A 20228-nucleotide genomic window follows, 5' to 3' on the forward strand; every position below is an offset into this window, starting at 1 on the left:
GCGGCGTGTTCCCTTTCCCCATGGCCACCACAGTCCGCCGTGCCGTACTGACGCTCCCCGCCGCCCCGACCGGCCCCGAGAACCCGCTGCCCGCCCTGCGCGCACCGGACGGGGTGCACGTGCTCGACCAGCGCTCCCGCCAGGGCCTGCCGCGCGACAGGGTGCGGCAGGCCGGGTACGGCCCACCGCGCTCGCTGCTGCCCGTACGGATCGCGGACGGCTACCGGCGTGAGCGCGAGGAGCGGGAGTTCGACGCGGTCGTCATCGAGAACACCCATCTGCGGGCCACCGTCCTGCCCGGTCTCGGCGGCCGCGTCCACTCGCTCGTGCACCTGCCGACCGGACGGGAACTCCTCTACCGCAACCCGGTGTTCCAGCCCGCCAACCTCGCCTTGAACGGTGCCTGGTTCTCGGGCGGCATCGCATGGAACACCGGGGCCGCCGGGCACGGCACCCTGTCCTGCGCTCCGCTGCACGCCGCGCTCGTCCCCGCGCCGGACGGCGCAGTGATGCTGCGGATGTGGGAATGGGAGCGGCTGCGCGACCTGCCCTTCCAGGTCGACCTGTGGCTGCCGCAGGACTCCGCCTTCCTGTACGCCGGGGTCCGCGTGCGCAATCCGCACGAGCGGCCCTCACCCGTCTCCTGGTGGTCGCACGCTGCGGTCCCGGAGGAACCGGGCCGTCGCGTCCTGGCGCCCGCCGACGAGGCCTGGTACTTCGGCCACGAGCGCTCCCTGCGCCGCATCCCGGTGCCGCGCTGGGAGGACGCGGACCGCACCTACCCGCTGGGCAGCGAGTACCCGGCCGAATTCTTCTACGAGCTGCCCGACGAGGCCCGGCCCTGGATCGCCTCGCTGGACGCCGACGGCCACGGGCTCGCCCAGACCTCCACCGGCGCACTGCGCGGACGCAAGCTGTTCGTCTGGGGGGCGGGCGCCGGCGGCCGCCGCTGGCAGGAGTGGCTGACCGCCCCGGGCAACGGCGGCTACGCCGAGATCCAGGCCGGTCTGGCGCGCACCCGGCTGGAGCACGTCCGGCTGGAGGGCGGCGCGGAGCTCAGCTGGCTGGAGGCGTACGGACCGCTGTCCGCGGACCCGTCGGCCGTGCACGGCGAGAACTGGCCGGCGGCCCGCGCCGCGGCCGGGGACGCGCTGGAGGCCGCCCTGCCCCGCGACCGGGTGGACGCGGCGTACGAGGCCTGGCGCGCCTGCGCCGACACCGAGCCCGGCGAACGGCTGGCGACGGGCTCGGGCTGGGGCGCGCTGGAGGTGCTCTGCGCGGGCCACCGGCTGCCCGGCACCCCCTTCGACGAGTCGACCCTCGGCGAGGAGCAGGCCCCCTGGCTGGAGCTGTGGCGCACGGGGGTCTTCCCGGCGCCGAAGCGGGTGGCGCCGCCGGGGCCGAGCCTGGTCGCCGAGCACTGGCGGGACATGCTGGAGACGGCCCCGGCGGACCCGCTCACCGAGTACCACCTGGGCGTGGCCCAGTGGCACGCCGGCGATGTGGCCCAGGCGGTCCGCAGCTGGGAGCGCGGACTGGCGCTGGCGCCCTCCCGGTGGCCGCTGCTGCGCTGCCTGGCGGTCGCCGACGCCGTGGCCGGGGATCCGGCGCGGGCGGCCGACGGATTTGCGGCGGCCTTCGAGGACCTGGTCGCGGAGAGCCGGGGCGGCGACCAGTGGACGGCCGCGGAGTCGGCGCTGGGCCGGGAGGCCATGACGGCCCTGCTGGCCGCCGGACGGCTGCCTCAGGCGCGCCGGGTCTGGGACCGGCTGCGGCCCGCCCTGCGCGAGCAGGGCCGGTTCCGGCTGCTGGCGGCGCGGCTGCTGGCCGCCGAGGGCCATGTGGCCGCGGCCCGGCGGGTCTTCGAGGACGGCTTCGAGATCCCGGACCTCAGGGAGGGCGAGGAGACCCTGGCGGACGTCTGGTCCACCCTGACGGACCACCCGCTGCCGGCGCGCTACGACTTCCGCGTGCGCCCGCCGGCCGCCCCGTAGGCGCCGCTCCGGCACGCCTCAGGCCCGGCAGAGGATTTCGCCGTTCAACACCGAGAACCAGGCGTCGGGTTCGGCGCCCCAGGAGCGCCAGGCGTCGGCGGCGGCGGCCAGGTCCGCGGGTGCGGCGTGGCCGCCCCGGACGGCGAGGTCGGCGTAGGCGGAGGCCGTCGTGCGGTCCGCCCACAGGCCGGACCACCAGTCGGCCTCCTCCGGTGTGGCATAGCACCAGGAGGTCGCCGTGCACCGGACGTCGGTGAACCCGGCCTCGCGGGCCCAGGCCCGCAGTCGGCGCCCGGCGTCCGGTTCGCCGCCGTTCGCGCGGGCCACCCGGCGGTACAGGCCCAGCCAGTCTTCCAGTCCGGGGGTGGGCGGGTACCAGGTCATGGCCGCGTAGTCGGCGTCCCGGGCGGCCACGATCCCGCCCGGGCGGCACACGCGGCGCATCTCGCGCAGGGCCCGTACGGGGTCGCCGACGTGCTGGAGCACCTGGTGGGCGTGGACCACGTCGAAGGTGTCGTCCGGGAAGTCCAGCGCGTGGACGTCCGCGGTGGCGAACTCGACCCCGGCGAGACCGCGCTCCGCGGCGTGGGCGCGGGCCTGCTCGACGATCTCCGCGGACGCGTCCACCGCCGTGACCCGGCCGTCCGGCGCGACCAGTTCCGCCAGGTCGGCGGTGATCGTGCCCGGGCCGCAGCCCACGTCCAGGACGGACAGCCCCGGCCGCAGCTCGGGGAGCAGGTACGCGGCCGAGTTGGCGGCCGTGCGCCAGCGGTGCGAGCGCAGCACCGACTCGTGATGGCCGTGGGTGTAGACGGCGGTCTCCTGTTGGGCGTTCATGGCCGACCCCTCTTCGTTTCCTCGTCGAAGCGATGCCGCCACCGTAGACGATCAGTTCGGAATCTGAGATGGGTGTTTTGACATGTGGACATCGCCCTTGTGGGGCACCGGAGGTGGCGTCCGTCGTGATCCGCCCGGTGACGGTGAAGCCTCCCTCTCGGGTAGCCGGGTCCGGCCGTCCGTGCGGTCGGGGAGCGAGCGGGGAAGCCATAACGGGCATGACCCGCCAAATAATCGTATAAAGGGCAGGGCTGGCGGAGTGGAGCGGTGCGAGCGCGGAAGGCGGGACCCGGTGGAGGGGATGCAGCGCACGGCGGCGGAGGGCCGTGGCCCGGTCCGGTACGGTCCGCCGGCGCCCCAGCCCGGCCTGCCGGTCCTCCCCGAGCTGCTGTCCGTCCTCGCCGCGGCCGCCGGACGCTCCGCCCCCGAACCGCCCGGCGGAGGCCGACCCGTCCGCGAGGCCGCGTGCCGCCACTGGGGCCGGCGCGGGCTCGCCACCGCCCCGGAGGACGTGGCCGCAGGCCCGGGTGCGGCGGGGCTGCTGCTCGCGCTGCTCGGCGCCCACGGCGGCGACGTCATGCTGCCCCGGCCCTGTCCCGCCTGGTGGACCCCGCAGGTCCGACTGCTGGGACGCCGGGCCTACCACGTGCCCACCCCCGCCGAGTGCGGCGGAGTGCCGGACCCGTACGCCCTCCTGGAGACCGTCCGGCGGGTGCGCGCCGAGGGCGGCGACCCGGGGGTCCTGCTGCTGTCGGTGGCCGACGACCCGACCGCGACCGTGCCCCCGCCGGAACTGCTGCGCGAGGCCTGCGAGGCCGCCGAGTCGGCCGGGCTGTTCGTGGTGGCCGACGAGACCTGGCGCGACACCGTGCACCGGCCGCACGAGACCCTCGTCCTGAGCCCCGCCGAGATGCTCCCCGACCGGGCGGCCGTCCTGGTCGACCTGGCGGGTGCGCTGCTGCCGGCCGGGTGGCCGGCCGCGGTGGTCCGCTTCCCGGCCACCGCCCGGGGGGCCGGGCTGCGCGCCCGCACCCTCGACGTGCTGACCGCCACCGGCGCGCTGGTCGCCGGCCCCGTCGCCGGGGCGGCCGCCCATGCGCTGGAGGAACCCGCCGCGGTCGCCGCCCGGGCCCGCCGGGCAGCCGTCCTGCACGGCGCGGTGGCCGCCGCCGCACACCGCGAACTGCTCGCCGTGGGCGCCCTGGCCCGGCCCCCGCAGGCCGGCCGGCACCTGTACGCCGACCTCACCCCGCTGCGTGCCGGACTCGCCCGGCAGGGCGTGGGCGATGCCATGGAGCTGGAGGACTGGCTCGGCGCGCGGCTCGGCGCGCCCGCACCGGGCGGCCAGCGCTTCGCGGACGACATGGGGGCGCTGCGCGTGCGGCTGTCGACCGGGCCGCTGCTGGGGGCCACCCCCGAGGAGCGGCTGGCCGGGCTCACCGCCGCGGACCCCCTCGCCCTCCCGCAGGTCCGGCGCTCCCTGGACCTCCTCGGGTCAGTCCTGGCCGGGCTGGTCTGAGGCCGGCCCGACCGATCCGACCCGGTGAACGGAGAGACCCGATGAGGGACCAGACGGACGCCCCGCCCGCCTCAGCCGCGCCCGCCCCGGCAGCGGCCCTGGTCCCATCGGCGACTCCACACCCGGAACCGCCGCCAAGTCCGGCCCCGGCTCCGGGTCCCGCCCCGGCCCCGGCTTCGGGACCCGCCCTGGCTTCGGGTCCCGGCCTGGCTTCGGGTCCAGCCTCGGCTTCGGGTCCAGCCTCGGCCCCGGGGCCAGCACCGGCTCCGGCTCCAGCCCCGGCTTCGGGACCCGCCCTGGCTTCGGGACCCGCCCCGGCTTCGGGTCCAGCCTCGGCCCCGGGTCCAGCCCCGGCTCCGGGTCCCGCCTCGGCTCCGGCTCCAGCCCCGGCTTCGGGACCCGCCCCGGCTTCGGGACCCGCCCTGGCTTCGGGACCCGCCCCGGCTTCGGGTCCAGCCTCGGCTTCGGGTCCCGGCCCGGCGGCTGCCGGTCCGCGCCCCCTCGGAGAGCTCCGCCGCTGGCCCCGCTCCTTCGCGGACCGGCTGACCACCCCGCTGCCCGGCGTCCGGGCCTTCGCCAGGCTGGCCCGCGAAGGCGCCTTCCGACCCGGCCCCGAAGGGCTGCGCGGCATCCCCGACCTGCCGTACGACCCGGCCCCGCTGCCCCCCGCCGCCCCTGGCACGGTCTGCGTCACCTGGGCCGGACACGCCAGCTGGGTGATCCGGGCCGGCGGGCTGACGGTCCTGACCGACCCGGTCTGGTCCCGCCGGATCCTCGGCACCCCCGCGCGGATGACACCCGTCGGAGTGCCCTGGGCGGACCTGCCACCGGTGGACGCGGTGCTCATCAGCCACAACCACTACGACCACCTCGACGCCCCCACCCTCAAGCGGCTGCCCCGCCACACCGCCTTGTTCGTCCCCGCGGGCCTGGCCCGCTGGTGCCGGCGCCGCGGGTTCACCCGGGTCACCGAACTCGACTGGTGGGAGTGCGCCGAACTGGACGGCGTACGCTTCGAGTTCGTCCCCGCCCACCACTGGTCGAAGCGCTCCCTCACCGACACCTGCCGCAGCCTGTGGGGCGGCTGGGTCCTCACCGACACCCGCGGTCCGGCGCGCACCCGGGTCTACTTCGCGGGCGACACCGGCTACGGCCACTGGTTCGGTGAGATCGGCCGCCGCCACCCCGGCATCGACCTCGCCCTGCTGCCGGTGGGGGCCTACGCCCCGCGCTGGTGGCTGCGCGACGTGCACGCCGACCCGGAGGAGGCCGTCCAGGCCTGCCTCGACCTCGGCGCCCGGCGCATGGCCCCCATGCACTGGGGCACCTTCGTCCTCTCCGCGGAACCCGTCATGGAACCCCTCCACCGGACCCGGGCCGCCTGGGACCGGGCGGGGCTGCCCCGGGAAGACCTCTGGGACCTCCCCGTCGGCGCCTCCCGCACGCTCGTCCCGCCACCCCCCGGCGCGCCGTGAGCGGGCCCGGCCCCGGCCCCGCTCAGGACCCCGGCCGCCACCGGCGCCACACCGCCGGACCCGCGCTGAGCAGCAGGGCCATGCCCACCGCCAGGGCCACGCCCTTCCAGGGCTCCGAGAACAGGGAGCCGCCCACGATCCCGATCAGCCCGTACGTCGCCGCCCAGGCCAGACAGGCCGGCGCGTCACCGCGGGCGAACCGGCGCAGCGGGAGCTCCGCCAGCAGACAGGCCAGCATCACCGGGATGCGCCCCGCCGGAACCAGCCGGGACAGCACCAGCACCAGCACCCCGTGCTCGTCCAGCTTCGTCTGCGCCTGCTCCAGCCGCTCGGGCGTGGCCCGGCTGCGCAGCGCCTCCAGCCAGCGGGACCCGTTGCGGGAGTGCACCCCGCGCCGCCCCAGCCAGTACAGGGCCACGTCCCCGGTGAACGCGGCCAGCGCCGACACCGCGAAGACCAGCAGCAGCCCGAACGGCAGCGACTGGTGGAAGGCCACGACCGCGGCCGAACTGACCAGCGCCCCCGTCGGGATCACCGGCACCAGCGCTCCGAGCGCCACCAGCAGGAACAGCGCCGGATAGCCCACGGCCTGCGGGGCGGGTCCCGGCGGGACCTGTCCGGCCGCCGCCACGATGTGCCCGAGAGTCACGGCAGCCGCACCCGTTCGCCGTGCGCGGGCACGCGCACCGCCACCTTGGGCGCCAGCCGGCCGGCGCAGCGCGCGAACTCCCCGCCGGGCGCGTGGAACTCGTGCGGCCGGACCGCGTCCAGCCCCACCGGCCAGTACGTCCCGTAGTGCACCGGGACCGCCGCCGCGGGCGCCAGCGCGGCCAGCGCCGCGGCCGCCCGTCCCGCGTCCAGGTGCCCCGGGCCCAGGTAGGGGCCCCAGCCGCCCACCGGCAGAAGGGCCACGTCGACCGGCCCGACCTCCTCGGCCATCGTGTCGAACAGCCCGGTGTCCCCGGCGAAGTAGGTGCGTGACGCACCTTCGACCACGTAGCCGAGCGCGGGGGCGGTCTCAGGGCCGAACGGCAGCCGGCGCCCGTCGTGCCGGGCACTGACCGCCCGCACCCGCACGCCGTCCCGTACGTCCGTCCCCTCGCCGGGCGCCAGTTCGGTGACCTCCAGCCCGCGCCGCGAAGCCAGCCGGGCCAGGGCCGGCAGTGCCCGGCGGGCCCCTCGCGGCACCAGCAGCCGGGTGCCGGGCGCGAGCCGTGCCAGGGACGGCAGGTGCAGGTGGTCGGCGTGCAGGTGCGACACCAGGACCGCGTCCGCCACGGCCGCCTCGGGCGGGGGCAGCGCCCCGCGCCGGCGCCGCAGGTGCGCCAGCCTCCGTGCGAACAGCGGGTCGGTCAGCAGCCGAACCCCGGAATCCTCGACCGTGCACGTGGCATGGCCCCACCAAGTGATCTCCACCGCTACCCGCCTCCCTCGCCCGCCTCGGTCGCAGCCTAGGCCTCTCGGGCCGTCCCTCGCGTGCCCTCGTGATCCGCTCCGAACCAGAAGCGGACCGACCCTCCTCCCGGGCAGCGGATCGGAGTAGGGTCGGGCGGCATGGAAGAGCTGCGCGTGGCCGCGATCGCCAGCCTGGCCCCCCTCGAAGACCTGGACGCCGACCCGTTCGCCGTGGACACCCGCAGCCAGCAGGAGATGTGCGCCCGCTGGGCCGCGGACCGCGGCTACGTCGTGACCAGGCACCTGCTCTTCTACGGCCTGCGCTCCGACCACTGCGGCCTGTGGGCCGGCGTCGACGACGGGCAGGTCGACCTGTTCGTCGCCGCCAACCAGCGGGTGCTGACCCGCGCACTGCGCTCCGTCGAGGAGTTCACCGCCGAGTGCAGGCGACGGGGCGTCCGGCTGGAGACCGCCGGGCTCGACGAGCCGCGTTACACCTCCGCGATGAAGGCCGAGGTGCACCGCCGGCTGTCCATGCCGACCGCCGGGTACGACGGCACCTGACGCCCCCGGCTCCCGCCGACCGCGGGAGCGGCGCCCGCACCGCACCCGCACCTCCCGCACCCGTACCCGCGTTCGCCGGGCCGCGCCCTGAGCTGCGGCGGACCGGCAGGGAGGCGGCATCCGTGTCACCCGGCCGGGGCGGGACGGCACTGTGCGAGCCTGGGTGCGGGACGGGGGCCCGCGGGCGTGTCGCGGGCCGAGGCGGTGAGGCGGGTACGGCGTGTTGCACGGACGGTGGCGGACCGCGGGGAGCGCCCTGGTGCGGGTGGTCCTCGTGTGGGCGGTGTCCACGCTCACGATGCTCGCGCTGGCCGGGGTCCTCCCGGACTTCCGCCTGCGGTCCGGGGACGACGACAGCCTCACGCAGATCGGCCTGACCGCCGCCTGGGGCGCCGGGGCCTTCGGCCTGCTGAGCGCCCTGGTCTGGCCCGTGCTCGTACGGGCCCTGCTGCTGGTGCCCGCCCTGGTGCTCGGCGTGCTGGTCTTCGCCCTCAACGGCTCACTGCTGCTGCTGGCGCTCCGGCTGGCCCCGGCCGGGCAGGGCGAGGTGGCGCCGGAGACCGCGGTGGTGGTGGCCGCCGTCATGTCCGCGGTGGCCTCCGCGACCTCGACCGCGCTCGCGGTGCGCGACGACGAGGCCTACCGCAGGCGCCTCTACCGGCTCGCCGCCCGACGCCGCCGCCGGGAGCGCCGTGCGGGCGCGCCCGGCGCCGGCGCGCCCCCGCCGGGCCTGGTCTTCCTCCAGCTCGACGGGGTCGGGTACGAGGTGCTGCGGCGGGCTGCGGGCAGCGCCCTGATGCCGACCGTGCAGGCGTGGCTGGAGGACGGCCACCGCCTCACGTCATGGCGTACGGACTGGTCGAGCCAGACCGGAGCGAGCCAGCTCGGAATCCTGCACGGCTCCACCTTCGACGTGCCCGCGTTCCGCTGGTACGAGAAGGACACCGGCGAGGTGGTCGTCTGCAACCGGCCCGCCAGCGCCGCCGAGCTCCAGCGGCGTGCCGTCGCCCGCACCGGCGACGGGGGCCTGCTCACCCTGGACGGGGCCAGCCGCGGCAACCTGTTCAGCGGGGGCGCCGACCAGCTGGCGCTGGTGCTCTCGGTCTCGGCCCGGCGGGGCCGGGCGAACCGGTCCCGCGCGGGCTACTTCGCGTACTTCTCCGATCCGGCCAACGCCGTCCGCACCGCCCTGTCCTTCACCGCCGAGGTGGCCCGCGAGATCGGCCAGTCGGTGCGGGCGCGGGTGCGCGGGGACCGGCCCAGGGTGTCGCGAGGCGGGCTGTACCCGCTGATCCGGGCTTTCGCCACGGTGGTGGAACGCGACGTGGTGGTGGCGGCCGTGATCGGTGACATGCTCGCCGGACGCGCCGCGGTCTACGCGGACCTCGTCGCCTACGACGAGGTCGCCCACCACAGCGGGCCGAGCAGCCGCGACACCGACCGGGTCCTGGCCCGCCTCGACCGGAGCCTGGCGCTGCTCTCCCGGGTCGCCGAGCACGCCCCGCGCCGGTACCGGATCGTGCTGCTGTCGGACCACGGCCAGAGCCCGGGGGAGACCTTCCTCGGCCGGTACGGACTCACCCTGAAGGACCTGGTCCGGGCGGGCTGCGGGTTGCCGGTGTCCCGCCGGGCCGGCCGCACCCGCAGCGGCGCCGAGGCCCGTGCGGCCTTCCTCGCGGCGCTGCACCGGCCGGTGGAGGAGGGCGGGGAGGCGGACCCGGAGCCGGGTTCCGCCCCGGTGGTGCTCGCCTCCGGCAACCTCGGGCTGATCTCCTTCCCCGAGGTCCCCGGCCGGGCGTCGCGGGCGTGGATCGAGCGGGCCCACCCCGCGCTGCTCGCCACGCTGGCGAACCATCCCGGTGTGGGCTTCCTCCTGGTGGACGGGGTGCTGCTGGGCCCGGGCGGGTCGGCGGCGCGGCTGGACGTCCCGGGGGAGGCGGAGCGGTTCCTGGCGCCCTTCGGGCCGGGCGCGGCGGCCGCCGTCCGGCGGACCGACTCCTTCCCGCACGTGGCCGACGTCATGGTGAACTCGGCGTACGACCCGGCGACGGGGGAGGTGCACGCCTTCGAGGAGCAGATCGGCTCCCACGGCGGGCTGGGCGGCGAGCAGGGGCACCCGTTCCTGATGTGGCCGTCGGACCTGTCGGAGCCGGATGCCGGGCTGGTGGGTGCGGAAGCGGTGCACGCCCAGCTGCGGCGGTGGCTGCGGGAGGCCGACGGCCCCCAGGTCCCGGTGGACCCGGGGACTGCGCAGGGGAATTCCCGGCCGGACGGCGCGACGAGCGGAATCCTTCCTTCCGAGGGGGCTGCCGAACGGGGCGACGTCCGCTGACGTGGCGCCGTCCGCGGGGGTGCCCGACGCCCTGCGGACCTGCCCACCATGCGGCCCACCCCGAGGCACCCCGAGGCGCACCACCGCGGGCTGGGCCGCCGCTGCCTGCGCCGCCGTGGTCCCGATGGCGGGCGCCCTCGACGGCTGGACCCTGCTCACCGCGCGGACCCCGTACGCCGTCGCGCAGGGTCACCCGAACGGCCACACCCCGGATGCCGTCCCCGGCGCGCCGGGGCAGGCTGTGGCCACTGACCGCCGCCACCGCACAGACGAGGACCGCGCCATGACCCACACCCGGCGTATCGGCGTCATGACCGGGGTCGCAGCGCTGCTGCTGACCGCCACCGCGTGCTCGGGTCTGGGCCGGAGCACGGTGGGCATGCTCAGCTTCCGGGGCCACGACTCCCCGGTCGAGGTGAGCTACTCCAACACCCCCGTCAAGGGGTGCCACCGGATCGAGGTCCCCCACGGGGCCACCCACGTCGAGAACAACACCCTGGTCGACGTCGTCCTCTACCGGACCCCGGACTGCAGCAAGGGCGACCGCGAGGACGGCATCTACGTCGCCACCACCCTCTCGAACGTGACGGCGCCGGCCAGCCTCCCCTGGCGCAGCTTCCGGGTGATCCACTGAGCGCAGGGCGCCGCCGTCCCGCACGCCGAAGCCCGCGCCGTGGCGGCGCACGTGTCACCTGCGGTGACGCGGCGCCGTACGGCGCGGGCTTCGGCATACGGGACGGGGCCCGGGAACCGGCCGGCCGGGGGCCGGCCGCCGCGGTCTAGTCGAGGTAGTCGCGCAGCACCTGCGAACGGGACGGGTGACGCAGCTTCGACATGGTCTTGGACTCGATCTGGCGGATCCGCTCACGGGTGACCCCGTACACGCGGCCGATCTCGTCCAGGGTCTTCGGCTGGCCGTCGTTGAGGCCGTAGCGCATGGAGACCACGCCCGCCTCGCGCTCCGAGAGCGTGCCCAGGATCGACTGGAGCTGCTCCTGCAGGAACGTGAAGGACACCGCGTCCGCGGGCACGACCGCCTCGGAGTCCTCGATGAGGTCGCCGAACTCGCTGTCGCCCTCCTCACCCAGGGGGGTGTGCAGGGAGATCGGCTCGCGGCCGTACTTCTGGACCTCGATGACCTTCTCGGGGGTCATGTCGAGTTCCTTGCCCAGCTCCTCCGGAGTGGGCTCCCGGCCGAGGTCCTGGAGCATCTGGCGCTGGACGCGCGCCAGCTTGTTGATGATCTCGACCATGTGGACGGGGATGCGGATGGTGCGCGACTGGTCCGCCATGGCGCGGGTGATCGCCTGCCGGATCCACCAGGTCGCGTACGTGGAGAACTTGAAGCCCTTGGTGTAGTCGAACTTCTCCACGGCGCGGATCAGGCCGACGTTGCCCTCCTGGATCAGGTCCAGGAAGAGCATGCCGCGGCCCGTGTAGCGCTTGGCCAGGGACACCACGAGGCGGAGGTTGGCCTCCAGCAGGTGGTTCTTGGCGCGGCGGCCGTCCTCGACGAGGATCTCCAGCTCGCGCTTGAACGCGGGCTTGTGGTCCTCCTCCTCTTCGAGCTTGTACTCGGAGAAGAGGCCGGCCTCGATGCGCTTGGCCAGCTCCACCTCCTGCTCGGCGTTGAGGAGCGGCACCTTGCCGATGAGCTTCAGGTAGTCCTTGACGGGGTCGGCGGTGGCGCCGGCCACCATGACCGTCTGTGCCGGGGCGTCGTCCTCGTCGTCGTCCGACAGGACGAAGCCCTGGGTGCCGCCGGCCTTCGGCGTCTCCTCCTCGGCCTCGTCGGCGATGTCCTCGGCCGCCCAGTCCTCGCCCTCGGCCGCGGGGGTCTCGGCCTCGTCGGAGTCCTTGGCGCCGGTCTTCTTCGCCGCGGCCGTCTTCTTGACGGCCGTCTTCTTCACGGCGGTCTTCTTCACGGCGCGCTTCTTCGGCTCGGCAGCCGCTTCGGCCGAGTCCTCGGGAACGGCGGCCTCGTCGGTGGCGGCCGATATCGCCGCCGCGGCGGCGACGGGGGCGGCCGCGGTCTTGCGCGCGCCGATGGGGCGCGGCGCGGCGGCGGCCTTCTTGGCCACGGTGCGGGCGGGAGCGGCGGCCTTGCGGGGCTTCTTGGCCGGAGCCTTGGTGGCGGGCGCCGCGCTGACGTGAAGGGCGACACCCTCCTCGTCGAGGACCTGGTTCAGGCTGCGCAGGACCCGCTTCCACTGGTCCACCGGGATGCGGCCGGCCTCGAAGGCCTGGCGCACGTCGTCACCGTTGATGTGACCCTGCTCGCGGCCGCGCTCGACGAGCGCGACGAGGGCCTCCGATTCGGCGATCTCCGGAGGGAACGTACGGGACGGGCTGAGCGACACAAGGAGCCTCTCGTTGCGAACAGATAAGGGGTGGACGGGACATCATCGCGCGAACTCGGGAAACAGACCCGAGGGGGGTCGGTATTCCGGGGCCGCACGAGGACACCTGTCGGTTCATCGCACGCCCGAGTCGATTCGTTACGCGCTGAATTGAGTGACCTGCGCCACGCTGTGTCCGCGCAACCCCTTCCGGTGCGGATCCGTCCGCCTCTTCCGTCAGTCCGATCTGCGGGCTTCGATGAGGAAACGAGCGGTATGTGCGACGAACGGGCCCTCGCGCTGGATCCGTTCGTGCAGAGCGCGCAGCCGGTCCCGGTGGAGCCCGACCGTGAAGCCCGGCACCATCCAGATCACCTTCCGGAGAAAGTAGATCACGGCTCCGATGTCGTGGAGTTCGGTGCGCAGGCGTTCGGAGCGCAGATCGACCACCTCCAGCCCGGCCGCCGCCGCCGCGGCCACCGCGTCGTCGGGGTGCCGGCGGCGCCGCACCTCCTCGGGCTGCGGCCCCAGGAAGAACTCGACGAGCTCGAAGACGCTCGCCGGGCCGACCTGCTGGGACAGGTAGGCGCCGCCCGGCCGCAGGACCCGCGCGATCTCGTCCCACCAGACGGTCACCGGGTGCCGGCTCGCGACCAGCTCGAAGGCCCCGTCGCCGAAAGGCAGTGGCGGCTCGTCGGCATCGACGACCACCACCGCGCCCAGCGGGTGCAGCAGCTCGGTGGCCTTCTGCACGTTCGGCGGCCAGGACTCCGTGGCCACGGTCAGCGGGGGCAGCGGGGCGGCTCCGGCGAGCAGCTCGCCGCCGCCGGTCTGGATGTCGAGCACGGAGCGGACCGAGGCCAGCCGCTCCCGCAGCAGTCCCTGGTAGCCCCAGGAGGGGCGCTGCTCGGTGGCCCGGCCGTCCAGCCAGGAGAAGTCCCAGCCGTCCACGGAGACGGACTCGGCCTCGGCGACGAGATGGTCGAAAGTGCGCGTCATGTCCCGATCGTCCCAGGTTGGACTCCGGTGATCCAGCAGATATGTCGACTAGAGTGGTCCGCGGGCCGTGACTGGCGTTCGGGTGGATCACCACCGGGGAGCGGCCCGGCGTACCGGTGTACGCCGACTGCCGCGCGCCTGGGCGAACCGCGATCCGCAGCGACGTTCAGGAGACCCCGTGACGACTGCCACTGCCCAGCTGATGGACGGCACCGCCCTCGCCCGCAGCATCTCCGAGGAGACCGCCGCCCTCGCGGCGAAGATCACCGCACGCACCGGGACGGCTCCCTGCCTGGCGACCGTACTGGTCGGCGAGGACCCCGCCTCCGTGACCTACGTGCGCATGAAGCAGAACCGCTGCGCCAAGGCCGGGATCACCTCCCGCCACGTGGAGCTGCCGGCCGGGACCACCACCGAGGAACTGGTGGCCGCCCTCACCGCGCTCTCCGAGGACCCCGGGGTCAGCGGCATCCTGCTCCAGCACCCCGTCCCGCACCACATCGACGAGCGCGCCGCCTTCGAGGCCATCGCCCCGGGCAAGGACGTCGACGGGGTCACCATGCACTCGTTCGCCGCCATGGGCTTCGGGCTGCCCGGCTTCGTCTCCTGCACCCCCGGCGGGATCATGTGGCTCCTCGCCGCCTACGACGTGGACCTGACCGGCAAGCACGCCGTGGTCGTGGGCCGCAGCGCGATCCTCGGCAAGCCCGCGGGGATGCTGCTCCTGGAACAGAACGCCACCGTCACCTACTGCCACTCGCGCACCCGCGACCTGCCGTCGATCGTGCGCCAGGCGGATGTGCTGGTCGCCGCCGTCGGCAAGGCCGAGTTCATCCGCGGCGAGGACATCAAGCCCGGTGCGGTGGTCCTGGACGCCGGCTACAACGAGGGCAACGTCGGCGACGTGCACTTCGAGTCGGCCGCCGCCCGCGCCTCGCTGATCACCCCGGTCCCCGGCGGAGTGGGCCCGATGACCATCGCCGTCCTGCTGGAGCAGACCGTGCAGGCGGCGGCCGCGCAGGCCGGGCTGGACCTCGCGGACCTCTGACCCGTCCCCGCACCCCCCGCGCACGGCGAACGCCCCGGACCCTTCGGCCCGGGGCGTCGCGTTTCCCCGGGCAACCCCCGGAGCCCGAAGCGGCACCCGCGCGGGCTCGCCGGATGAGCACCCGCTCACGTGCGGCCCGGCCCTGCTGCTGACCGGAGCCTGCGTCGTGGTCATGTCCGCGGCCGCCGCCCTCGCCTCCGGCGGTGCGAAGGTCCCCCTGACGTGGCTGGTCGGGGTGTACGTCATCCAGGTGACGGGCGGGATGTGCCTGAGCCCGCTCGGGACGGCACGGCGGGTACGTACCGGCCTTCGCCGTGCGAACCTTGACGGCACGTCCCCAGAGAAGGAGCCGGTGCATGCCGAGTGAACCGCTGTCGCAGAAGGAGATCGAGGACCGCCTGCGGGAACTTCCGGGCTGGGCCTTCGAGGAGGACCGGATCGTCCGCACCTACCGGCTGGGCAGCCATTTCGGGGCGAGCGCCCTGGTCGCCCACATCGCGTCCGTGCAGCAGGAGTTGAACCACCACTCCGACCTGACCCTGGGCTACGACACGGTCCGCCTGTCGGTGAACACCCACGACGCCGGCGGCGCCGTGACGCAGGCCGACTTCGCCCTGGCCGAACGCGTCGAGGCCATCGCCCCGGCCCACGGGGCACGCTGACCCCGCAGGGGCCCCGGACACCGGGGCCCCCGTCCGGCACCCGGGTGCCGGCGCGGACCTGGCCCGTCCGCATCCGCCGTCCGCCAGAGCCGGTCCGGCCGGGCCTTCAGAGGGGCTCCAGCCGCCACCACTGGGCGGGGGAGTCGCTGTCCTCGCCCTGGCGGACCCGCCCCTGGCCGTCCGCCTCCAGCAGCAGGCCGCTGATGCACGCGACCAGGGACACCACGCCGGGGTCGTCGAGGTGCTCCTCGACGATCCACTCCTGCGCGCCGAAGGCATTCGCCCGCCACACCTGCACGCGGGCGCCGCTCTCCGTCGAGGCGTTCGCCACGTCGAGGCGCCGGCCGTTGTCCCCGCTCACCACGTGGAAGATCCCGCCGCCGCTGTGCACGGGGGAGACCAGCCAGCGGCGGGCGGCCTCCGGTGCGGGCGGCCCGTCGGGGCCGACCCGCACCCGGGAAGCGCCCTCCAGCTGGAGCACCAGCCCGCTGTCCGCGCTACGGATCCGGTAGACCCCCTCGGAGAGGTTCACGCGGCCGCCGCTCAGACGTCGAAGACGGCCGGGTCGGGACCGATGCGGCGGCCCGCCGCGCCCGCGCCGAGGGCGTCGAGCGCGGCCACCTCGGCGGCGTCCAGCTCGAAGCCGAAGACGTCCAGGTTCTCCCGGATGCGCGCGGGGGTCACCGACTTCGGGATCACCACGTTCCCGTGCTGGAGGTGCCAGCGCAGCACCACCTGGGCCGGGCTGCGGCCGTGCTCGGCGGCGATCGCGGCGACCTCCGGGAGCGTCAGGAGCTCCTTGCCCTGGCCCAGCGGGGACCACGCCTCGGTGGCGATGCCGCGCTCGGCGTGCAGGGCGCGCAGCTCGGCCTGCGGGAACAGCGGGTGCAGCTCGATCTGGTTCACCGCCGGGACCAGCGCGCTGACCTCGGCCAGCCGGTCCAGGTCGGCCGGGCGGAAGTTCGACACGCCGACGGCCTTGGCGCGTCCGCCCGCGGCGATCTCCTCGAAGGTCTGCCAGATGCCCAGGAAGTCCTCACGCATCGGGCGGGGCCAGTGGATGAGGTACAGGTCGACCTGGTCGAGGCCCAGCTTGTCCAGCGAGTCGTCGAAGGCGCGCAGGACGGCGTCCCGGTCCCAGGACTGCTTCGGGCCGTTCCACAGCTTGGTGGTGACGAACACGTCCTCGCGGGGCACCCCGGAGACGGCGAGGCCCTTGCCGGTGCCGCTCTCGTTGCCGTAGACGGCCGCCGTGTCGATACTGCGGTAGCCGGCCTCCAGCGCGGTCGCGACGGCCCGTTCCGCCTCCGCATCGGGGACCTGCCAGACGCCGAAGCCGAGCTGGGGCATCTGCGTGCCGTTGTTGAGCCGGATGGTGGGGACCTGGTTCACGTCGGGTCGTTCCCTCGCGTCGGGGGCGGGTGTCGTACGAGGGGCGACAACCGGCCTCCCGTGCGCCGTATTCCCGCCGGTCGCGCCCTGTCGTGCCGCGTTTCCCGCACCCCTCGGCCGGCCGGGCGCCGCGGCTCACGCCGACCCCAGATACGCCTCCCGCACCCGCGGGTCGGCCCGTACCTCGGCCGGCGGACCCTCGGCGAGCACCGCACCGAGGTCCAGGACCACCACCCGGGTGCACAGGTCCATCACGAAGGCCACGTCGTGCTCCACGAGGAGCACCGCGCAGCCCTCCTCGGCGGCCAGCCTGCGGACCACCGCGGCGAGTCGTTCCCGCTCGGGGGCGGACGTGCCGGAGGCGGGCTCGTCCAGCAGCAGGACCCGCGGCGGATCGGCCACCGCGCGGGCCAGCTCCGCCATCCGGGCCTGTCCGACGGGCAGCCCGGCCGCGTACGCCGCCCCGAGCGGGCCGATCCCGCAGTCCGCGAGCACCTGCTCACCGCGCTCCCGGCGGGCCCGCTCCCGGGACCGGCGGGGCGCCAGGGCCAGGAGGTCGGCGGTGAGTCCGCCCCCGCCGCCCCGCCACTCCTGGGCCACCAGCAGGTTGTCGGCCGCGCTGAGCTGCCCGAACAGCTGCCGGCGCTGGAAGGTCCGGCGCATCCCGTGCCGGGCCCGCCAGACCGGGGAGCTGCGGGTGATGTCCGCGCCGTCCAGCAGCAGCCGCCCCCGGTCGGGCCGCCGGATCCCGGACAGGACGTCGAACAGGGTGGTCTTCCCGGCCCCGTTCGGTCCGATCAGCCCGCACACCTCGCCGGCCCGCACCCCGAGGTCCACGCCCGCCAGCGCCGTGATCCCGCCGAAGCGGACGCAGACGCCGCGCGCTTCGAGCACGTAGCCGCTCATGTCGCCATCCCCAGGTAGGCCTCGGTCAGCCGGTCCGCCTCGACCTCGGACCGCGGGCCGCACCAGGAGATCCGGCCCTGGGAGAGGTACGCGACGGTGTCGGCGACCCCGAGGACCTCGGCCGCCTTCTCCTCCACGAGCAGCAGCGCGGCGCCGCCCGCCCGCAGTTCGGCGAGCAGCGCGTACACCTCCGCCACGATCTGCGGGGCCAGCCCCAGCGAGGGCTCGTCCGCGATCAGCACCGCAGGCGGCCGCTGGAGCAGCGGGGCCAGTGCCAGCATCTGCTGCTCCCCGCCGGACAGGGCTCCGGCAGGGATCTGGCGGCGCTGCGCGAGCCGGGGGAACCGCTCGTACACCGCGGACCGGGCCGCCGAGTCGGAGAGCTGCAGGGCCAGGTTCTCCTCGATGGTGAGCGCGGGGAAGATCCCCCGGCCCTCCGGGGCGAGCAGCACCCCGGCCCGGGCCCGGCGCACGGCCCCGTCGGCCGTCGCGTCCCGCCCGGCGACGTACACGGCGCCGCCCGCCGCGGGCAGCAGTCCGGCCGCCACCCGGCAGGCGGTGCTCTTGCCCGCCCCGTTCGGGCCGAGCACCGCGAGGATCTCGCCCCGGCGCACGGAGAGGTCGATCCCGTGCAGGACGAGGCCCCCGGCGTACCCGGCGGTGACCCCGCGCAGCTCCAGGGCGGGACGGTCCGCCGCCGGCCCCTGCGCGGAACCGCTGCCGGGACCCGCGGTACGGGCCGTTCCCCCAGCCGTACGGGGCGCGGGCACCGGGACGGCGGAGGCGGGGGCCGCCGAGGCTGCCGCGGGTCCGGGATCCGCGGCCGAGGCGGCGTCCGCGGCCCGGGCGTTCCGGGCCGCGGCGCGGCGGCGGGCCCGGCGCACCGGCAGCGCCGCGCAGTACCCGTCCGGGTCGTTGGCCAGTGCCAGCCCGGCCAGGCCGAAGAGGATGACGGGGAGGTGCGCCGACTCCGTCACGTAGTCCGCGAGGAGCCTGGGGGCCACCGCGAACACCAGCCCGGCCACCACCGCGTACTGCGGCCGGCGGACCCCCGCCGCCACCACGACCGCCAGCCACACCAGGCCCGTCATCGCGGTGAAGTCCGTCGCCGTGATCCGGGTGTTGTACGCGGCGTACAGGACCCCGCCGAAGCCGGCGAGCCCCGCCGACAGCGTGAACAGCAGCAGCTTCGTGCGCAGGACGGACACCCCGCAGGCCATCGCCGCCGCCGGCGACGACCGCACGGCCAGCATCGCCCGCCCCGAGGGGGAGGCGCGCAGCGCGCTCAGCCCGGCGGATACCGCGGCGGTCAGGACCACGAGGGCCACCCCCAGCGCCCGGTCGTCCGCCAGGTCCACCGGCCCGAACGCCGGCCGCGGCACGGCCCATCCGGAGTCCCCGTTGCGCAGCGGGCCGACCTGGAAGAGCACCTGGTCGGCGAGGAAGGCCAGCGCCAGGGTGGCCAGCGCGAGCGAGCGCCCGCCCAGCCGCAGCGCGGGCAGCGCGACCAGCGCCCCGAGGACGGCGGCCCCGCAGGTCCCCACGGCCAGCGCCGCGGCGAACGGCCAGCCGCGGCTCATCAGCAGCCCGGCGACCAGTGCGGCTCCGGTGACGAAGGTGGCCTGGGCCAGGGAGACCATCGCCCCGAGGCCGGTGACCACCGTGAAGGACAGGAACACCAGGGCGATGGCCAGCCCTTGGGCCAGCAGACCGCTCCAGAACGGGGTCGTCACGGTGTAGAAGGCCGTACCGAGCAGTACCGCCCCCACGGCCCAGACCCCCCACCGCCGCCCCCAGGACGCCCCCGCAAGATGGTCCACGGGCGGGGCGTCGGCGGCCTCGACGCCCGCGGTCCGAGCCCGCCGGGTGAGTACCAGCAGGCCGCCGAAGAGGATCAGGAAGGGCACCGCCGTACGGAAGCCGGTGATCCGCTCGGCGAAGGAGGCGTACCCGGCCACGAGGTTCTGCAGGACGCCGAGCCCCAGCCCGCCCGCGAAGGCGAGCGGTACGGAGGCGAAGCGGCCGATGACGGCCGCCGTGGCCGACACGAACAGGAACAGGGTGAAGTCGTGAGCCGACAGCCCCAGCAGCGGGGTCGCCAGCACGCCGGCCAGGCCGGCCAGCGCCGAGGCGATCATCCAGGCGATCGAGGACAGCCGGTCGGCGCTGATGCCGCGCAGCTCGGTCAGCGACCGGTTGTCGACGGCGGCGCGCAACTGCAGCCCCAGCCGGGTGTGCCGCATCAGCACCCACAGGGCCACGGCCACCAGCGCCGTCACCACCCAGGTGATCACCTGGTCGGAGTCGATGCCCACCCCGTCCGCGAGCTCCCAGGACACCGCGGGGCTCGGTCCCACCCCCGGCAGCCCGAACTGGTTCTCCGCGGGCTTCACGGGGGCGCCCGCCCCGTCGAGCAGCTCGACCGCCCACAGTCCCGCGGCGGGCAGGGCCACCAGCAGGCCGATCGTGGCGACGATCTGTGCGGTGTCACCGACCCGGGCGAGCCGGCGGAACATCAGCCGGTCCAACCCCCAGCCCAGCAGGGGGGCCGGCACCAGCACCACCAGCAGCGCCGCGGGCACGGCGGGCCAGCCGAAGCCCGAGTGCAGCTCGTGGAAGGTCAGTGCATACAGGTAGGCGGTGGCCCCGTGCGCGAAGTTGAACAGCCCGGACGCCGAGTACGACAGCACCAGGCCGGTGGCCAGCAGCGCGTACAGGGCGCCGGAGACCAGGCCGCTCAGCACGAAGACGAGCAGATCCCCCATG

At 75.4% G+C, this 20228-nt stretch carries 17 protein-coding genes and 1 riboswitch; of the genes, 8 read left to right on the forward strand and 9 right to left on the reverse strand.

The genetic code is table 11. The annotated features are described in order from the left end of the window. Window positions 1-20: 20 nt before the first annotated feature. Window positions 21-1994, forward strand: a complete 1974-nt coding sequence (locus ACLJTM_RS16980; protein ID WP_411104437.1) for a DUF5107 domain-containing protein — start codon at window positions 21-23, stop codon at window positions 1992-1994. Window positions 1995-2012: 18 nt separating this feature from the next. Here the strand turns inward: ACLJTM_RS16980 and ACLJTM_RS16985 are convergent, their stop codons facing one another. Next, complete coding sequence (locus ACLJTM_RS16985) at window positions 2013-2831, reverse strand: methyltransferase domain-containing protein (protein ID WP_411104438.1); 819 nt, start codon at window positions 2829-2831, stop codon at window positions 2013-2015. Window positions 2832-3132: 301 nt separating this feature from the next. Between ACLJTM_RS16985 and ACLJTM_RS16990 the strand changes: the two genes are divergently transcribed. Both ACLJTM_RS16990 and ACLJTM_RS16995 read left to right on the forward strand, forming a co-directional pair. Further along, on the forward strand, window positions 3133-4350 hold the full coding sequence (locus tag ACLJTM_RS16990) for an aminotransferase class I/II-fold pyridoxal phosphate-dependent enzyme (protein ID WP_411104773.1): 1218 nt from the start codon (window positions 3133-3135) through the stop codon (window positions 4348-4350). Window positions 4351-4772: 422 nt separating this feature from the next. Next, on the forward strand, window positions 4773-5825 hold the full coding sequence (locus ACLJTM_RS16995; protein ID WP_411104774.1) for an MBL fold metallo-hydrolase: 1053 nt from the start codon (window positions 4773-4775) through the stop codon (window positions 5823-5825). Between the two features lie 22 nt (window positions 5826-5847). On the opposite strand, the gene ACLJTM_RS17000 is transcribed toward ACLJTM_RS16995, so the two are convergent. Then, a complete protein-coding gene (locus tag ACLJTM_RS17000; protein WP_411104439.1) occupies window positions 5848-6474 on the reverse strand; it encodes a DedA family protein in 627 nt (208 codons plus the stop codon). After that, window positions 6471-7241 (reverse strand): MBL fold metallo-hydrolase, encoded by a 771-nt coding sequence (locus ACLJTM_RS17005; protein WP_411104440.1) that lies wholly within the window; start codon window positions 7239-7241, stop codon window positions 6471-6473. Before ACLJTM_RS17005 ends, ACLJTM_RS17000 begins: the two co-directional genes overlap by 4 nt. Window positions 7242-7379: 138 nt before the next feature. On the opposite strand from ACLJTM_RS17005, the gene ACLJTM_RS17010 reads away from it, so the two are divergent. The 3 genes from ACLJTM_RS17010 (at window position 7380) to ACLJTM_RS17020 (ending at window position 10750) form a co-directional block, all read left to right on the forward strand. Then, on the forward strand, window positions 7380-7784 hold the full coding sequence (locus ACLJTM_RS17010) for a hypothetical protein (protein ID WP_411104441.1): 405 nt from the start codon (window positions 7380-7382) through the stop codon (window positions 7782-7784). A gap of 220 nt (window positions 7785-8004) precedes the next feature. Next, complete coding sequence (locus ACLJTM_RS17015; RefSeq protein WP_411104442.1) at window positions 8005-10116, forward strand: alkaline phosphatase family protein; 2112 nt, start codon at window positions 8005-8007, stop codon at window positions 10114-10116. Between the two features lies 1 nt (window position 10117). Further along, the gene (locus ACLJTM_RS17020; protein ID WP_411104443.1) at window positions 10118-10750 is read left to right on the forward strand and encodes a hypothetical protein; all 633 of its coding nucleotides are present in this window, start codon (window positions 10118-10120) and stop codon (window positions 10748-10750) included. Window positions 10751-10895: 145 nt separating this feature from the next. Here ACLJTM_RS17020 and ACLJTM_RS17025 read toward each other — a convergent pair whose 3' ends face one another. After that, complete coding sequence (locus ACLJTM_RS17025) at window positions 10896-12476, reverse strand: RNA polymerase sigma factor (protein ID WP_411104444.1); 1581 nt, start codon at window positions 12474-12476, stop codon at window positions 10896-10898. Between the two features lie 216 nt (window positions 12477-12692). Further along, window positions 12693-13454, reverse strand: coding sequence for a methyltransferase domain-containing protein (locus ACLJTM_RS17030; RefSeq protein ID WP_411104445.1), 762 nt, complete (start codon window positions 13452-13454; stop codon window positions 12693-12695). Between the two features lie 57 nt (window positions 13455-13511). Continuing rightward, window positions 13512-13605: riboswitch (ZMP/ZTP riboswitch) on the forward strand. A gap of 51 nt (window positions 13606-13656) precedes the next feature. Between ACLJTM_RS17030 and ACLJTM_RS17035 the strand changes: the two genes are divergently transcribed. Together ACLJTM_RS17035 and ACLJTM_RS17040 are read left to right on the forward strand one after the other, a co-directional pair. Next, complete coding sequence (locus tag ACLJTM_RS17035; protein ID WP_411104775.1) at window positions 13657-14502, forward strand: bifunctional 5,10-methylenetetrahydrofolate dehydrogenase/5,10-methenyltetrahydrofolate cyclohydrolase; 846 nt, start codon at window positions 13657-13659, stop codon at window positions 14500-14502. Window positions 14503-14858: 356 nt separating this feature from the next. Then, window positions 14859-15164, forward strand: coding sequence for a 4a-hydroxytetrahydrobiopterin dehydratase (locus ACLJTM_RS17040; RefSeq protein ID WP_411104446.1), 306 nt, complete (start codon window positions 14859-14861; stop codon window positions 15162-15164). A 106-nt stretch (window positions 15165-15270) separates the two neighbouring features. Here ACLJTM_RS17040 and ACLJTM_RS17045 read toward each other — a convergent pair whose 3' ends face one another. The 4 genes from ACLJTM_RS17045 to ACLJTM_RS17060 all read right to left on the reverse strand — a co-directional run bounded on the left by ACLJTM_RS17045 (window position 15271) and on the right by ACLJTM_RS17060 (window position 20227). Further along, window positions 15271-15696, reverse strand: coding sequence for an RICIN domain-containing protein (locus tag ACLJTM_RS17045; RefSeq protein ID WP_411104447.1), 426 nt, complete (start codon window positions 15694-15696; stop codon window positions 15271-15273). An 11-nt stretch (window positions 15697-15707) separates the two neighbouring features. Beyond that, window positions 15708-16556 carry an aldo/keto reductase gene (locus tag ACLJTM_RS17050; protein WP_411104448.1) on the reverse strand — a complete coding sequence of 283 codons (849 nt, stop codon included), beginning with the start codon at window positions 16554-16556 and terminating at the stop codon, window positions 15708-15710. Window positions 16557-16691: 135 nt separating this feature from the next. Then, on the reverse strand, window positions 16692-17462 hold the full coding sequence (locus ACLJTM_RS17055; protein WP_411104449.1) for an ABC transporter ATP-binding protein: 771 nt from the start codon (window positions 17460-17462) through the stop codon (window positions 16692-16694). Continuing rightward, the gene (locus ACLJTM_RS17060; RefSeq protein ID WP_411104450.1) at window positions 17459-20227 is read right to left on the reverse strand and encodes an ABC transporter permease subunit; all 2769 of its coding nucleotides are present in this window, start codon (window positions 20225-20227) and stop codon (window positions 17459-17461) included. The genes ACLJTM_RS17055 and ACLJTM_RS17060 overlap by 4 nt, the downstream gene beginning before the upstream one ends. Window position 20228: the final 1 nt, after the last annotated feature.

This window comes from Streptomyces sp. cmx-4-9 (genome assembly GCF_046548835.1).
In the GTDB taxonomy this organism is placed as follows: Bacteria; Actinomycetota; Actinomycetes; order Streptomycetales; family Streptomycetaceae; genus Streptomyces.

Bases quoted from the DNA above. Each gene is read 5' to 3' on its own strand.
- ACLJTM_RS16980 (WP_411104437.1), top strand. From the start codon at position 21: ATGGCCACCACAGTCCGCCGTGCCGTACTGACGCTCCCCGCCGCCCCG.
- ACLJTM_RS16985 (WP_411104438.1), bottom strand. From the start codon at position 2,831: ATGAACGCCCAACAGGAGACCGCCGTCTACACCCACGGCCATCACGAG.
- ACLJTM_RS16990 (WP_411104773.1), top strand. From the start codon at position 3,133: ATGCAGCGCACGGCGGCGGAGGGCCGTGGCCCGGTCCGGTACGGTCCG.
- ACLJTM_RS17010 (WP_411104441.1), top strand. From the start codon at position 7,380: ATGGAAGAGCTGCGCGTGGCCGCGATCGCCAGCCTGGCCCCCCTCGAA.
- ACLJTM_RS17030 (WP_411104445.1), bottom strand. From the start codon at position 13,454: ATGACGCGCACTTTCGACCATCTCGTCGCCGAGGCCGAGTCCGTCTCC.
- ACLJTM_RS17035 (WP_411104775.1), top strand. From the start codon at position 13,657: ATGGACGGCACCGCCCTCGCCCGCAGCATCTCCGAGGAGACCGCCGCC.
- ACLJTM_RS17040 (WP_411104446.1), top strand. From the start codon at position 14,859: ATGCCGAGTGAACCGCTGTCGCAGAAGGAGATCGAGGACCGCCTGCGG.
- ACLJTM_RS17055 (WP_411104449.1), bottom strand. From the start codon at position 17,462: ATGAGCGGCTACGTGCTCGAAGCGCGCGGCGTCTGCGTCCGCTTCGGC.
- ACLJTM_RS17060 (WP_411104450.1), bottom strand. From the start codon at position 20,227: ATGGGGGATCTGCTCGTCTTCGTGCTGAGCGGCCTGGTCTCCGGCGCC.